The sequence below is a fragment of the Mucilaginibacter lappiensis genome (assembly GCF_900155965.1).
In the GTDB taxonomy this organism is placed as follows: Bacteria; Bacteroidota; Bacteroidia; order Sphingobacteriales; family Sphingobacteriaceae; genus Mucilaginibacter; species Mucilaginibacter lappiensis.
The window spans coordinates 285,233-301,123 of sequence record NZ_FTMG01000006.1 but is presented as its reverse complement, the minus strand read 5'-3'; the positions used below and the strand labels follow the sequence as shown (position 1 = coordinate 301,123).

The following is a 15,891-nucleotide window of genomic DNA, read 5'->3' as shown; positions in this document are numbered from 1 at the left end:
ATTATTTGTTTCTGAAGCCTTCGGCTATCTGGTATCTTTTGGAGTAATAATCGGCTTCCAGTTGTTTTATCCAATAATTACGGGTTAGTATAAATAAAGTGGCAATAACTCCCAGAGCTATCAGTCCCATGTCGGGATGTTTAAAAACCATAAAGGGCAGGTAAACAAGATATGGTGCTAAAATAAGCGGGAACGACAATAATAATTGGGTTGCACCAACACCTTCCCAGTTAAATGATGCGCCTTTTGATAAGTCGATGCGTTTAAAATTGCGGTTGGCAAAAAACAGCACCATCGTGGTATTGATGCCGATGTTCCATAAATACATTACAAAATGTACTACCACTATCTTCCAGCCAAAATAAGCGTAAGGCGTGGTTAATAAAAAGGCTACTGTTGATACCATGGTAAACAGCAGGTATTTGGCCTTTAAAAAATCAGAAAAACTAATGTTACTTACCAGGATACCGTCAAAATGTGAGGCCTGCCAGCTAAACATGAACTGGCCGTAGCTAATAATGAATATACCGGTCATAAACATGCCCACAAAAATGTACCAGTTTTGGCCGTAGTGGCTGTTAGTGTAAAATATAAGCCCGTAAAACATAAAGAACAAACCCATAACCAGGGCCGAGCGTGGCCGCTTGTTGCGGAGTATCAGTTTTATTTCGTTTGCAGCCAGGTCGCCAACGGCGCCAAAGCGGGCCAGTACCGGAATATCAGTACTGCTTTTATATATTTTTACTTTATGCGCCGTAAGTTCTTCCAGGTACATGTTTTGTTTGAGGTACAGGAAATTAAAATAGTACATCACAATTCCTAAAACTAATGGCACAATAGCCAGAACAGGGAAAGTAACCAGGCGACCGAAAAAAGCATAAGAGATATCGTGCAGGGAATATAAGTGCCATTTAAAATCGCAGGAGGTGATCAATATCAATACAACTGCCGAAACCAGGAAAACCCAGCCGTTTAAGTTCGATTTTCTTTTGATGTACAATGCCAGGTAATTATTAAAAACGGTGAGCCCCGCAATGGCTATAATAAAAGCAAGAGCGGTAACAAAACCAGAATCTGGAGCAATAATCTTGAATATGAAGGGCAGAAACAATACAAAAGGCCACAGGTTAAATACCGAAAAAACGGCGGTCAGTGCCAGGTATCTTACCAGGGTATTTCTTTTAATGGGCAGATGCAGATAAGGTTGTACCCTTAAGGTAGGTAATTCCTGTAATTGCAGGCGCATCAGCAAATCAAACAAAAAATAGATGAGCAGGATACCGCAAAATGATTTAACCAGGTCATCATTGGCGAATATTTCTCCCAGAAGCTTGTCTAAAAAGATGCCTACAAATAATACATTTAAAAATAAATAGAGAATGAGCAGCGCCATGACCACGCGTATAGCAACGCTTTTACCTGTGTTTTTTGATCGCCAGAAAGCTTTTAATTCGTGCCTGATGAAAGTAGATACCATGGGCTGTTTAAAGTATTAGGTTAAGTAAGGGCTCAATATACAAAATAAGAGTTAAGATATAAGAGTCAAGAATCAAGAGAGAAGGAAAACAATCCCTGTAAATCTTGCAGAGGCTGGCAAGTGTCTTTAAAATATTAGTTGTAAGTGCATTAAACCAATATAAAAGAATTAGTCTATCAATTAAACAACAACTCAAACTCAACTATGAAAACAGCAATTCTGATCCCGATATTGATTATCGGTTCGGTTTATCATGCCTTTGCCCAGCAAAGTACTAAAACCAGGCATATGACCATCTCCATTATAGAAACATACTCCGGACGGGGGCATGATCCAAATATGTTCATTAACCGGGATGATACGGCACAAGTTCAGAAATATGTGGAATTTAATCTCAAGGTTAAAGCGAAAGATGTAGAAGCGGCCCATGAAAACCAGATCATGAAGCTATTGGAACCCTATTATATTGATGGTTGGAAACTGGTTACTGTTTCGAGTGCAAAAATTTTAGGTGACGAAAACGTATCCAGGTTTTTTTTCACAAAGGATAAATAGAGGCAAGATATTAGAGTCAAGAATCAGGACAAAGGAAAGGCATCAACCGCTTTTTCTCTCTTGATTCCTGGCTCTTATATCCTAATTCTCCAAACTAATACTTATACCTGTCGCCCCAGAGTTTTCTGAGCTTTTCTTTTGATTCATTCTCTTTGGCATTATTGCCGGGCTGATAGATCTGAGTACCGCGGATGGCATCGGGTAAAAAATCCAGATCGGTAAAATTGCCTTCGTAGCTGTGGGCGTATTTATAATCTTTACCATAGCCAATGTTTTTCATGAATTTGGTCGGGGCATTACGCAAATGTAGTGGAACAGGCAGATCGCCGGTTTGACGTACCAATGCTATAGCCGCCCCAATAGCCGTGGTAGCCGAATTGCTTTTGGCCGATGTGGCCAGGTAGATAGCCGTTTGTGATAATATCAATTGCGACTCAGGCATGCCGATCTTATTGACAGCCTCAAAACAACTTTGGGCCAGTAAAAGAGCATTGGGATTGGCATTGCCAATATCTTCGGACGCGAGGATGAGCATACGACGGGCGATGAATAAAGGGTCTTCTCCGCCTACGATCATGCGGGCCAGCCAGTACACCGCGCCATTAGGGTCAGATCCCCGCATGGATTTGATAAAGGCCGAAATAATATCATAATGCTGCTCGCCGGTTTTATCATACAGGGCCATGTTTTGCTGTACATGTTCCAGCACTACCTCGTCTGTTAAAACTATTTCATCGGTATCAAAGGCATTTACCAACAGCTCGAATATATTGAGCAGTTTACGGGCATCGCCGCCGGAAAGCCGGAGGAGTGCTTCATGGTCTTTGATGACGATCTTTTTATCTTTCAATACCACATCTTCCTTCATGGCTTTGTCAAGCAGGTTGAGCAAGTCTTCCTCTGCGAGGGACTGCAGGATATATACCTGGCAACGGGAGAGCAAAGCCGAGATCACCTCGAACGATGGATTTTCGGTAGTTGCACCAATGAGGGTTACAATGCCGCGCTCTACAGCGCCTAATAATGAATCCTGCTGCGATTTGGAGAAGCGGTGGATCTCGTCAATAAACAATACGGGTAAGGTTTCGCCCAGTTCTTTCAACTGGGATGCTTTTTCAATCACCTCCCGAACATCTTTTACACCAGAGTTAATGGCACTCAGGGAAAAGAACGGCCGGTATAAGGACTGCGAAATAATATAAGCTAAAGTAGTTTTACCAACACCGGGAGGCCCCCAGAATAGCATGGATGGCAGTGAGCCCGATTCAATGGCTTTACGTAAAACCGCACCCGGCCCTACAAGGTGTTTTTGGCCCACATAATCGTCGAGCGATCCCGGGCGCATACGTTCGGCTAAAGGAGGCAGATTGTTCATAAAGGTAAAATTCAGAAAACTAAATGCTAAATCCTAAAAAAATTAGTAATTTAATCGGTGTTTAACTTTTGTTTTTCCTGGGATTTTGTCTATTGTCAATAAACGCAATCAGTTCAATGCGCTGACTTTTAGGTTTTATTCTGTAAACGAGTGAAACTTGTTTTATGATTACACCGATATGTGTATGTTTTATCCTGACAGATTTACGAAACATTAAAGGTTGAGTTTGCAATGTTTCGAGATATTCGTTTACACGGGCTGTAAAGTTAAATATCTCTTTTTCTGTCCAGTGTTCTTGTAAATAAGCTATTCTTTTGCCAAATGTTTCAACAGCTTTTTGGGTCCATACTATTTCAATCCCCATTTTCCGAATAGTTTTACCACTTCGGCATGAGGAACAGTTTCGCCACGATCGGCTTCTGATATACTCTCCAATATGTCTTTTTGTTGTTCAGTTCCCAGTTCATCAAACCAGTCGGCTTTTCTGCCAGATAAAAAGGCTTTCACATCCATAATTAAACCCTCATCGTTGGAGTTTAAAATAGTTTGTAAAAGACTCAACTTTTCTGCTTGAATGTCCATACCATTGAATTTAATGCTAAAATAATTATTTATTTTGTGAAAAGCATCAATTGATCAACATCCCTATGTTAAAACAGTTTAACCATTCCAACTACCATTCTATTTGCGATAAGCTTGCCCAATCAGATGCCGACCTGGCCAATATCATCAAGGCGCATGGTTATCCACCATTATGGTCGAGGCCCAATACGTTTGAAACTTTGGTGCACATTATCCTGGAGCAACAGGTTTCGTTGGCCTCTGCTTTATCGGCGTTAAATAAATTAAAGGAGTATATACAGGAAATTACCCCGGCAAGGGTATTGCTGTTGAAGGATGAGGAATTTAAAGCCTGTTATTTCAGTCGCCAAAAAACTACGTATACCAAATACCTGGCCGAGGCCATCCTGAGCGGGCAGATCAACCTGACCGAACTGGAACAATTGTCCGACGATGTTATCCGTACCAAACTAACCGCCCTCAAAGGCATTGGTAACTGGACCGCCGATGTATACCTGATGTTTGTACTGCAACACGCCGATATTTTCCCCATCGGTGATCTGGCCGCCGTGAATGCGCTAAAAAGAGTAAAATCATTACCCAAAGAAACTACCCGCGAGGAGGTGATAGCCATAGCCGAAAAATGGGTGCCATACCGTACGGTGGCGAGTATGTTGCTGTGGCATTATTACCTGAGCGCGCGAACACCAGCCCCACCCAGCCCTCCCCGGAAGGGAGGGCTTTAAGATAAAAAGATAATCAAAAGTCTCCCCTACCGGGGGAGATTTAGAAGGGGCCGCTCTACACGTTAAACAGCCCGTTCCTCTCTTGTTCCTGGTAGTTTTGTACAGTTTCGATGGCGTTGTCTATCACATCGCTCAGGGCGGTAATGAAGGTGCCGGGTTTGGCCAGACTCATGGCATGTTTTATGGCGTCGACCTCTTTAGGTACTATCTCTACAGGCTTATTCACATCAACAGACGCTATACCCTCTTTCAATAAGCCAATGATGTTTTCGGCAGTACGGCCGCGCAGGTGTTTTTCCTGGCGCAGGATGATGTAATCAAACATCTCGGCCGATAATTTACCCAACTCGCGGATGTCGTCATCGCGCCTGTCACCGGTGCCGGCTATAATACCTATTTTGAGTGGAGAATCGATATGGCTTAAAAACGCCTTGATCCCGTTATAGCCATCTGGATTGTGCGCAAAATCGATCATAAAACGGAAATCCTTGAACTCAAAGATGTTCATCCTGCCCGGCGTTTGCGCTGCCGATGGGATAAAGGTTTCCAAAGACATTTTAATATCCTCGGTCTTGAATCCCCATAAAAACGAGGCCAGCGTAGCGGCCAGGACGTTCTCGATCATGAATGGAACCGTACCCCCAAAGGTTAGCGGGATCAGTATGGTACGCTGCACGCGGATCTTCCAGTCGCCTTTTTGAATGGTAATAAAGCCGTTTTCGCAAATGGCAGCTATGCCACCCTTACGGCAATGCGATTTGATGATGGGGTTGTTTTCATTTAAACTGAAATAGGCAATATTGCAGTCAGCCTTGTTGCCAATGCGCACGCAATGCTCGTTATCGGCATTTAAAACACCCCAGCCATCTTTTTTTACGGAGTTCAGTACCACGCTTTTTACACGGGCCAGGTCATCAAGCGAATGGATATCGGCCAATCCCAGGTGATCTTCCTGTATGTTGGTCACTACGCCAATATCACAAAAACCAAAACCCAGACCCGAACGAAGAATACCGCCGCGTGCGGTTTCCAACACGGCAAAATCAACCGTAGGGTCGCGTAATATAAATTCGCTGCTTACCGGGCCGGTTGTATCGCCCTTCAGCATCATGTTGTTCTGTACGTAAATGCCATCTGAGGTGGTAAAACCTACCCTGTGGCCATTGTTTTTTACAATGTGGGCAATCAGGCGCGTGGTTGTGGTTTTACCATTGGTACCGGTAACGGCAATAATGGGTATCCGTGCCGATTTGCCGGTAGGATAAAGCATATCCAGCACATGCCCGGCTACATTGCGCGGCAGGCCCTCGCTGGGTGCAATGTGCATCCGGAAGCCCGGCGCGGCATTTACTTCCAACACCACACCGCCGTTTTCGGTCAACGGTTCGGTGAGGTTTTCGGCCATAATATCAATACCGCATATATCCAGACCAATAATTTTGGAAATGCGCTCGCAGATAAAAATATTCTGCGGATGAACATGGTCGGTTACATCAACAGAAGTACCACCGGTGCTTAGGTTGGCAGTTGATTTTACAAAGATCTTTTCGCCTTTTGCGGGTACGGTCTCCAGTGTGTAACCTTTCTTCTCCAGCAGGTCGAGCGTATCGCGATCGATGTCGATGAGGGTTAAAACCTTCTCATGTCCATAGCCGCGGCGTGGGTCGGCATTTTCTTTGTCAATCAGTTCCTGTATGGTGAGGGTGCCGTCACCTATAATATGTGCCGGATCGCGAAGGGCGGCCGCCACCATTTTGTTATCGATCACCAGTACGCGGAAATCATAACCGGAAACAAAGCGCTCTACAATTACCCGGCGCGATATTTTAGCGGCATGTTCATAAGCTGCGATAGCATCCTCCTCAGTTTTAATATTGATGGAGATACCACGACCGTGGTTACCATCCAATGGTTTAAATACCAATGGGAAACCTACTTTGCGTATTGCCTCGGCAACACCTTCCAGAGAAGATATAGTGATGCCTTTGGCAACAGGGATAGCCTGTTCCTGCAGCATACGTTTGGTTTCGTCTTTATTGCTGGCAATGTCAACGGCTATGCTGCTGGTTTTTTCGGTCATGGTAGCCCGGAAGCGTACCTGGTTTTTACCATAACCCAACTGTACAAGAGATTGGTTATTCAACCTGATCCAGGGAATATCGCGGGCAATGGCTTCTTCCACAATAGAGCCGGTGCTTGGTCCCAGGCGGGTATTTTCCCGTATCTCGCGCATCTGTTGTATATCATCTTCCAATTGCATGGCATAGTCATCGCCCGCTATTAAGGCTTCGGCTATACGCACGGCCGATTCGGCGGCAAAAACACCCACCTTTTCTTCCAGGTAGGCAAATACTACATTATATACACCTTTGCTTTTGGTTTCGCGGGTGCGGCCAAAGCCTGTATCCATGCCCGCCAGGGTTTGTATCTCTAATGCGATGTGTTCTATTACGTGCCCCATCCAGGTGCCTGCTACCACCCGCTGAAAAAATCCGCCCGGTACGCCTGGTGAGCAACGATGACTGTACAGGCTTGGCAACAGCCTCTCCAACCGGTCATAAAAGCCCTCAATTTCATTGGTGGGCTTATGCTCCATCTGCTGCAGGTCAAGCCGCATTTGTATTAATTTTTTACGACGGATGCTCCAGATGTTTGGTCCGCGTAACACTTGTATATTCTCGATCTTCATACCTTGGTTACAAAAATTTAAGCCGGCTTAATTTCTTTAAAACTATAAAACTTAATAGTGTAAATAAAACTTTTGCAGGTAAAAAGCATTAAATGTTCACAACAGCCTGCGTTTGTGCGGGTTTTTATCTTAATTTGTATTTAAAACCGGTTGATTAGGTGAAAAAGTTGACGGAGTAAGTGGTTATTTATGGGATATTGCCCAATTTAGGCTAACTCGGTCGGCCTGATATAGCCCAATCAGCCCCTTCAACTAAACAAAAGAACTATGACTGTCCCGAAAGGAAAACTAATCATTATAGGCGGCGCTGTTGACATGGGAAGTAACGTGACCATCCAGGAGCATATTTTGCAGCCCGATTATATTAAATTTTTTGAACAGGGAATTTTAAAGCGAATTATTACCGAATCTGACAAGCATGAAGGTTCATTAATTGAAGTAATAACCACAGCCTCGCAGATCCCGGAGCTGGTTGGCGACGAATATGTAAAGGCTTTTGGGCAATTAAATGTAACCAATGTAAACGTATTGCATATTAAAAATCGAGAAGATGCGGCTAACCCGGAATATCTCGACCGGATTCGCAAAGCCGATGTGGTGATGTTTAGCGGTGGCGACCAGTTGCGGCTAACAGCTATTTTTGGCGGTACCGAATTTTTACAGATACTGAAACAGCGTTATCAAAACGAAAATTTTGTGATAGCAGGCACGTCTGCAGGCGCAGCGGCGGCATCCACACATATGATTTACCGGGGTCAAAGTAACGAAGCCCTGATCAAAGGCGAAGTGCAGATCACAGCCGGTTTAGGCTTTATCGACTCGGTCATAGTAGATACCCACTTTGTACAGCGTGGCCGTATTGGCCGTTTAATGTACGCGGTGGCTACTAATCCCGGCATTTTAGGTATTGGACTAGGCGAAGATACTGGCTTGCTGATCACCGAAGGCAATATGATGGAAGCTATAGGCTCGGGACTAATTATCCTGGTAGATGGCCGTAATATTGTAGCAACCAATATTTACGATGTGGAGATGGGCTCGCCGGTATCTATCGATAACCTTAAAGTACATGTAATGTCGATATTTGATATATACGACCTTTCCCAGCACCGTTTAATTATAAAAAAAACACTTAAAGTAGAAGAAGGCGTTTTTATACAGGCGCCTGATAGCGACCTGTTACAATAAACCGGCCCCACCAAAACCCTCCCCGGAAGGGAGGGCTTTAAAACAAGAAGACAATCAAAAGTCTCCCCTGCCGGGGAAGATTATTACATGAGGGCTTCGCCGTTTAGAGGGGGCTGGGCAGGGCTTCGTGCCACTCAAAATAAACCCATCACAAAAGAGTTATAGTTTATACAGTTTTGATCAATTAACTCAACCTACTATGAAGATCATAATACACGGCGGTTTCTTTAGTGAATCGCGAACCAACCAGGAAGTAAAGCAGGCCAAACAACAGGCTTTAAAAGAAATAGTAGAGGCCGGTCATAAATATCTGCAAACGCATAACGCGCTGGAAACGGTAGTGTACACGGTTAGGCTGTTGGAAGATTGCGACCTGTTTAACGCTGGTACCGGTTCACAAATACAAAGCGATGGCAGGATTAGGTTAAGCGCCTCACTGATGGATGGTAAAACACAGCGCTTTTCGGGCGTGATCAATATTGAGGATGTGAAGAACCCGATATGTATAGCCGAAAAGTTATTGGCTTATGATGATCGGGTGTTGAGCGGCAAGGGAGCACGGGATTTTGCTACCGAAAATGGCATAGGCTATTATAACCCCGAAACCCCGCAGCGCCGCCAGGAATATGAACAAAAACTGCGCGACTCTATCCGCCTGGGTACCGTAGGTTGTGTAGCGCTTGATATCTACGGCGATCTGGCGGCGGCTACCTCAACCGGGGGCAAAGGCTTTGAGATTCCCGGCCGCGTGAGCGATTCGGCTACTACTGCCGGTAATTATGCCAATGCCCATGCTGGTATCTCCTGCACCGGTGTTGGCGAAGATATTGTAAGCGGTTCTGTTGCTTCAAAAATTGTTACACGGGTTACAGATGGCATGCCTATATCGGTAGCTACCCACAAATCCCTCGATGAATTAAAACCTTTTGACGGGTTTGCCGGCATCATTGGAATATCAGCCGATGGTCATATTTATCATGCCGACACCCATCCTTATATGGTTTGGGCCCTGCATGATGGCGATGTGGAGGTTTTTGAATAAAGCAACTGTTTAAAACGAAGATTATTCATTGCCGTTGACTTTAGTCAACGGTAAAAAGAAAGTATTAAGGCGGGCTTCAGCCCAATTATCTAAGCGGTATTTTGGCTAAAGCCATTTGTTTCTCAGTCACTATTCCGTTGACTTTAGTCAACGGCAATGATTTTTACATGGTATATAAATAATCTGAATCAAATTCAAATGGTCTTTTTTGAATAAATTAAAATAATTAATTATAACATTGGGTCACTTTCCTGCGTTAAAGAAGCTGTTTATGTAAGCAGCCCACATACAGGATGTTGCATAACAATAATATATATTATTATATTTGTTTGCTGATTAAATTGATTAAGCCAAGTTAAAAAGATTAGATGAGGATCACTTTACTCGTATTGTTATGTTCACTTAGCCTCTCTGCATCTGCACAGTGGTATAAGTACAACCCTTTCAAGAAGCATGAACGCTATCCGCAACTTGCGCTTTTGAAGGATCATTCTATCAAAAGATTGCCCGTTGCACAGATTGCTAAACCCAAGATTATGTATGCTCAAATAGAGCGTACGCCATACGCCCTTTTTCTGATGGAGGCTTCGGTGATGAAAACGGCGCAGCATAATATGCGTTTCCGGGTTTATAATTCGGCCAGCTATAATTTTAGTGATCTGGCTCAAATGTACCTGAAACAGAATAGGTTATCAGAGGCTAAATGGTATTTACTGCAAAGCCTGCAGATATCGCGCCAGCAAAATGATAGCCGGCATACTATCACCAACCTCATTAACCTGGCCGCGGTAAAAACCGGTTATGGCGATTTTCCGCAGGCCAAACAGGATCTGATAGAAGCCCGTACGCTGGCCAGTTCATTAGGGCTTAGTATGGATGTAGCCGCGGTTGATAAACAAATGCGCTACCTGGAAGAGAACAAAACCCGCCTAAAAACCGAGATCCGCTATGCCGAAACGGCTGATAGTGACGGCAATTCGGCTATAAAGTAAAATTTTTATGTAACAATAGCGTAAAATGCGGGTAGTTATATACTACAAGCAAAACATTATCGTATAATTGTTATTGTAATTAAGAGACAGTATTTCACTGTCTCTTTTTATTTACATTAGCAAATTAATAAAAGGCACAAGTATTGATGTTTTACACAAACCCCGACTTAACTACAGTAAAAGATATGTTTAAGAAAGTATATTTAGTATTGCTATTGGCTGCCGCACTTGCTTGTAAAGCGTCGCCGTCAAAACCAATAAAAGTCCCAGGCTCAACCGATCTGCAACCCGATGAACAGCAAAGTGTTGTTTGTAAGCAGATCACCTCATTGATATTGAACCACAACTATAAAAAGGTTGATCTGAATGATTCTATTTCAACCGTGGTTTTTGATCGTTACATTAAACTGCTGGACGAAAACCACAGTTATTTTTTAGCATCTGATATCAAAGATTTTGAAAAATATAAAACCGTTTTAGACGACGATTTGAAGAGCGGAAATTTAAATGACGCGTTTTATATATTTAATGTATTTCAAAAAAGATACCTGGAACATGTAAACTATTCCCTGGCGCAGATCAATTCAAACTTTGATTTCAATAAAGATGAAAACTTTGTTTATGACCGCGATAAATTGCCATGGCCTGCAACCCAAGCCGATATGGATGCCATGTGGACGCAACGTGTTAAATACGATTTGCTGAATTTGAAATTAGCCAACAGCGATATGGCTAAAAATAAAGAAACACTAAAAAAACGCTACCAGAATTTATTAACGCAGGCCAATAAACTATCCAACCAGGATGTTTTCCAGTACTTTATGGATGCCTTTACCGAGGCTATTGATCCGCACACCAATTACTTTAACCCATCAAACGCGGCAAACTTTAATATCGAAATGTCGCGCCAGTTGGAGGGTATCGGTGCTTCGCTCCTTACCGAGAACGAATACGTGACTATAAAAACGGTAGTTCCGGGCGGTCCGGCAGATAAAAGCCACCAGGTTAATATCAATGATCGTATAGTTGGTGTGGCCCAGGGCAAAACCGGCGAATTTCAGAATATCATAGGCTGGAGGGTTGATAATGCTATTGCCATCATCCGTGGTTCAAAAGGTACTGTAGTAAAATTGGAAATATTACCAGCAGGTGCAGGTGCCGGCAGCAAACCTAAGATTGTTGAACTGGTGCGCGAGAAGATTATCCTGAAAGATCAATCTGCTAAAAAGGAAATACGTACTTATAACAGTAATGGTAAAGCCGTTAAAATAGGGGTGATATCTATCCCGGCCTTCTATATCGACTTTAACGATTATAAAGCAGGTAACCCCAATTACAAGAGCACCACCCACGATGTGAAGCTGATACTGGACTCCCTGAAACAACAAAATGTGGATGGCGTGATCATCGACCTGCGCGAAAATGGCGGCGGATCTTTAATGGAAGCTATTGAGCTTACGGGTTTATTCGTTAAAACCGGTCCGGTAGTACAGGTTAAAGATACCCAGGGTCAGATAGAGGTAGACAAAGACGATGATCCTGCAATAGCCTATTCAGGTCCGTTGAGTATCCTGGTCGATCGTTTCAGTGCTTCAGCATCCGAAATATTTGCCGGAGCGATACAGGATTATGGTCGTGGTATTATCATGGGTTCACAAACTTATGGTAAGGGTTCTGTTCAAAGCGCTATCGATCTGGACAGGGTCTTAGGCTCGCCGATACGCGATAAAATTAATCAACTGGCTGGCGCAGCAACCGGAGGCAAGAAAGCAATATCAACAGGTAGTCAAAGCACTTACGGCCAGCTTAACCTCACTATTGCCAAATTTTACCGCATTAGTGGTAATTCAACACAGCATAAAGGGGTAACACCAGATATTTCATTCCCGTCATTAATTCCGCTGGATAAATATGGTGAGGATACCGAGCCTTCGGCTATGCCATTTGACATCATTGCTAAAACGGATTATACCAAAGTGGGCAACTTTAATACGGTTTTACCGCAGCTGCAGAAATTGCATGATCAGCGTATGACCACCAGCGAAAGCTATAAATATATGCTGGAAGACATTGCCGATTTCAAAAAACACGATGCTGAAGACAGCGTAACCTTAAACGAAGCCGCTTTAAAGAAACAACGCGATGCCGACGAAAAGAAAGCATTTGAACGCAATAATCTGCGCAGGATAGCTTTCGGTTTACCGGCGCTTAAAAAAGGACAGGCCAAGCCAAAAGATGAGGACCTGGATTTTGTAAAAAAAGAAGCCGGCCAGATCATGACCGACTACATTAGCCTGGAGCCTAAACTAACAAGCACCGGCATGATGATAAAACAATAAGCCCCAAAGGCTGGAAGTGCAAATTTCAGATGTGCAGATATGCGAATGATTAGGATTAGCAGGATATAAAATCCGCACATCTGAAATCTGCACATCTGCACATTTTTTATTGGGGGTTAGAGGGCAAACCAATTGGCTCTCCGTGGGTTATGTTAACACCATGGCTAAAAAACCATTATTGGAGTTTACCGACAGAGGGATTTATTGCGCCCGGGGCAAGTTTTATATTGACCCCTGGCAGCCCGTTGATGATGCCGTGATCACCCATGCACATGCAGATCACGCCTACCCGGGAAACAAACATTACCTGGCGCACCATTTATCAAAAGAAGTATTGCTTTACCGCCTGGGCGAAATTCAGCTGCAAACAGTGGAATATGGCGAAACCGTGATGAAGAATGGTGTAGTTATTTCGCTATACCCGGCGGGCCATGTCATCGGTTCGGCACAGATTAGGGTAGAATACCAGGGCGAAGTCTGGGTAGTATCTGGCGATTATAAAGTAGAGGATGATGGTATATCAACCCCGTTCGAACCTGTAAAATGTCATCACTTTATTTCGGAATGCACCTTTGGCATGCCGGTTTATACCTGGAAACCACAGGTGCAGATATTTGAGGATATCAATAACTGGTGGCGTACTAATTTACACAATGGCATGGCTACGGTTCTGGTAGGTTATTCACTAGGTAAAGCGCAGCGCATATTACAAAACCTCGATTTGTTTAACGGCAAAGTATATACCCATGGCGTTATTGAAAATACCAACGATGCCTTGCGCCGTAACGGGGTGTTGTTAAATCCAACGGAAAGGATAACGCCCGATTCGATTAAAGAAGAAGTTAGAAAAGGGATCATCCTGGCACCGCCATCGTCTGTTGGTACAACCTGGATGCGTAAATTTCAGCCCTATAGCTTCGGCTATTGCTCCGGCTGGATGGCTATTCGGGGCGCTAAACGCCGCCGGGCTGCCGATCGGGGCTTTGTCCTGTCAGATCACGCCGACTGGAATGGCCTCATCAGCGCTATTGATGCCACGGGATGTGAAAGTGTTTACCTCACACACGGCTATACAGCATCGTTTTCAAGATATTTGAATGAAATAGGTTTTGATGCCCATGAGGTGCATACATTGTATGGGGATGACGAAGAAGCCTCGCCCCAACCCTCTTCAGAGGAGCGGGAGCAGACAAGTGAGGGTGATGAAAAGCAGAAAAATGCAGATCAAGTCCTCTCCCTTGGGGAGGATTTAGGTGAGGCTGGAGGCCCGGTATCATGAAAGCCTTTGCTCAACTCTTCCTGTCGTTAGATGAAACCAATAAGACCAATGAAAAGGTCAGGGTACTGAAAGATTATTTCAACAGTGTTCCCGATACCGACAAAATGCATATGCTGGCCCTGTTCACGGGGCGCAAACCCAAACGGCAGATCAACTCCACGCTGGTGCGTAACTGGGCCATCGAGGCCTCCAATATACCCGCCTGGCTGTTTGAAGAAAGCTATCATGTAGTAGGCGACCTGGCCGAAACCATGGCGCTACTGATGCCCAAAACCACCAACAGCAGCAATAAAACCCTTACCGAATGGATAGCCGAAATTAACGGGCTGAATAATAAAACAGAGACGGAAAAAAAGCTATGGTTGCTGGATTCGTGGGACATGCTGGATAGCCAGGAACGTTTTGTATTTAACAAACTGTTGACCGGCAGTTTCAGGGTGGGGGTATCACAAAACCTGGTGATCAAAGCGCTGGCAGATATTTCGGGGTTGGAAGCTACCGTACTTACCCACCGCATCATGGGGAGCTGGATGCCCGAAACTTTTTCATATACCCAGTTGATGGGTGAGCAGGATATAGCCGAAAACAGATCACGGCCATATCCGTTTTTCCTGGCCTATCCCATACAGGAAACATCCGAAAAACAGAAAACACCCCAGGAGGTAGGCGCTGCGCTTGGTGATGCCGCCGATTGGCAGGCCGAATGGAAATGGGACGGGATCCGTGCCCAGATGATTAAACGCGACGGCGAAATATTTATCTGGAGCAGGGGTGAAGACCTGGCTACCGAAAAATTTCCGGAGTTGCACCCGTTCCTAAATGCCCTGCCCGATGGTACCGTGATAGATGGCGAGATACTGAGTTTTCAAAACGGTTTACCCATGCCCTTTAATGTGCTGCAAACCCGCATTGGTCGCAAAAATCTGAGTAAAAAGATACTGGAAGAAAGTCCGGTGGCCGTGATATCCTATGATTGCCTGGAGTATGCGGGTGAAGATATTCGTTATAAAACCCAAACGGAAAGACGAGCTGTGCTGGAACAATTGCAGGCGGCTACGCCATATCCGGAAGTGTTCAGGATTTCGGCATTGATAAAATTTGATACCTGGGATGAACTGGGGACAATCAGGGAGCAAGCACGCGCCATGATTGCCGAAGGTATTATGCTGAAGCGAAAAAGCGCCGCTTACCAGGTGGGCCGCCGCCGGGGCGACTGGTGGAAATGGAAAATTGACCCATTATCTGTTGATGCCGTCATGATCTACGCGCAAAAAGGCCATGGCCGGAGGGCCGATCTGTATACCGATTATACCTTTGCCGTTTGGGATGGCGATAAACTGGTGCCTTTTGCCAAAGCCTATTCGGGCTTAACCGATGCCGAGATTGGCAAGGTTGATTATTTCATCAAGCGTAACACCATCGAAAAGTTTGGCCCTGTGCGTACCGTAAAACCCGAGCTGGTGTTTGAGATAGGGTTTGAAGGCATCAACAGGTCAACGCGGCATAAATCGGGCATCGCCCTGCGTTTTCCGCGGATACTGCGATGGCGGCATGATAAACCCAAAGAGGAGGCCGATACTTTGGAGAGTTTAAGGGCTTTGCTGGGCGATTGATAATTTAATATCAGTTCACATAATTAATTTATTAC

General features: G+C 44.4%; 13 protein-coding genes. 8 read left to right on the top strand and 5 right to left on the bottom strand.

Features of this window, described 5'->3' with window-relative positions:
• Position 1 precedes the first annotated feature (1 nt).
• Positions 2–1,477 carry a DUF5687 family protein gene (locus tag BW976_RS14240; protein ID WP_076373963.1) on the bottom strand — a complete coding sequence of 492 codons (1,476 nt, stop codon included), beginning with the start codon at positions 1,475–1,477 and terminating at the stop codon, positions 2–4.
• Between the two features lie 204 nt (positions 1,478–1,681).
• Here BW976_RS14240 and BW976_RS14235 point away from each other — a divergent pair, with 204 nt between their 5' ends.
• Complete coding sequence (locus BW976_RS14235; RefSeq protein WP_076373962.1) at positions 1,682–2,032, top strand: hypothetical protein; 351 nt, start codon at positions 1,682–1,684, stop codon at positions 2,030–2,032.
• Positions 2,033–2,126: 94 nt separating this feature from the next.
• Here the strand turns inward: BW976_RS14235 and BW976_RS14230 are convergent, their stop codons facing one another.
• The 3 genes from BW976_RS14230 to BW976_RS14220 all read right to left on the bottom strand — a co-directional run bounded on the left by BW976_RS14230 (position 2,127) and on the right by BW976_RS14220 (position 3,989).
• Positions 2,127–3,407 carry a replication-associated recombination protein A gene (locus BW976_RS14230; protein ID WP_076373961.1) on the bottom strand — a complete coding sequence of 427 codons (1,281 nt, stop codon included), beginning with the start codon at positions 3,405–3,407 and terminating at the stop codon, positions 2,127–2,129.
• Positions 3,408–3,468: 61 nt separating this feature from the next.
• Positions 3,469–3,771, bottom strand: coding sequence for a type II toxin-antitoxin system RelE/ParE family toxin (locus tag BW976_RS14225; protein ID WP_076373960.1), 303 nt, complete (start codon positions 3,769–3,771; stop codon positions 3,469–3,471).
• Positions 3,756–3,989, bottom strand: coding sequence for a hypothetical protein (locus tag BW976_RS14220; protein WP_076373959.1), 234 nt, complete (start codon positions 3,987–3,989; stop codon positions 3,756–3,758). Before BW976_RS14220 ends, BW976_RS14225 begins: the two co-directional genes overlap by 16 nt.
• Positions 3,990–4,054: 65 nt before the next feature.
• On the opposite strand from BW976_RS14220, the gene BW976_RS14215 reads away from it, so the two are divergent.
• Entirely contained in the window at positions 4,055–4,714 is a 660-nt protein-coding gene (locus tag BW976_RS14215; RefSeq protein ID WP_076373958.1) for a DNA-3-methyladenine glycosylase family protein, read from the top strand.
• A 55-nt stretch (positions 4,715–4,769) separates the two neighbouring features.
• On the opposite strand, the gene cphA is transcribed toward BW976_RS14215, so the two are convergent.
• The gene (gene cphA, locus BW976_RS14210; protein WP_076373957.1) at positions 4,770–7,403 is read right to left on the bottom strand and encodes a cyanophycin synthetase; all 2,634 of its coding nucleotides are present in this window, start codon (positions 7,401–7,403) and stop codon (positions 4,770–4,772) included.
• Positions 7,404–7,670: 267 nt separating this feature from the next.
• Here cphA and BW976_RS14205 point away from each other — a divergent pair, with 267 nt between their 5' ends.
• The 6 genes from BW976_RS14205 to BW976_RS14180 all read left to right on the top strand — a co-directional run bounded on the left by BW976_RS14205 (position 7,671) and on the right by BW976_RS14180 (position 15,856).
• Positions 7,671–8,591, top strand: coding sequence for a cyanophycinase (locus tag BW976_RS14205; protein ID WP_076373956.1), 921 nt, complete (start codon positions 7,671–7,673; stop codon positions 8,589–8,591).
• 199 nt (positions 8,592–8,790) lie between these two features.
• Positions 8,791–9,633: an isoaspartyl peptidase/L-asparaginase gene (locus tag BW976_RS14200; RefSeq protein WP_076373955.1), complete on the top strand. Its 843-nt coding sequence runs from the start codon at positions 8,791–8,793 to the stop codon at positions 9,631–9,633.
• A 368-nt stretch (positions 9,634–10,001) separates the two neighbouring features.
• Positions 10,002–10,625, top strand: coding sequence for a hypothetical protein (locus tag BW976_RS14195; protein ID WP_076373954.1), 624 nt, complete (start codon positions 10,002–10,004; stop codon positions 10,623–10,625).
• A 185-nt stretch (positions 10,626–10,810) separates the two neighbouring features.
• Entirely contained in the window at positions 10,811–12,964 is a 2,154-nt protein-coding gene (locus tag BW976_RS14190) for a carboxy terminal-processing peptidase (protein ID WP_076374012.1), read from the top strand.
• Positions 12,965–13,124: 160 nt separating this feature from the next.
• A complete protein-coding gene (locus BW976_RS14185) occupies positions 13,125–14,243 on the top strand; it encodes a ligase-associated DNA damage response exonuclease (RefSeq protein ID WP_076374011.1) in 1,119 nt (372 codons plus the stop codon).
• Positions 14,240–15,856 (top strand): ATP-dependent DNA ligase, encoded by a 1,617-nt coding sequence (locus BW976_RS14180; protein ID WP_076373953.1) that lies wholly within the window; start codon positions 14,240–14,242, stop codon positions 15,854–15,856. Before BW976_RS14185 ends, BW976_RS14180 begins: the two co-directional genes overlap by 4 nt.
• The last annotated feature ends 35 nt before the right edge of the window (positions 15,857–15,891 follow it).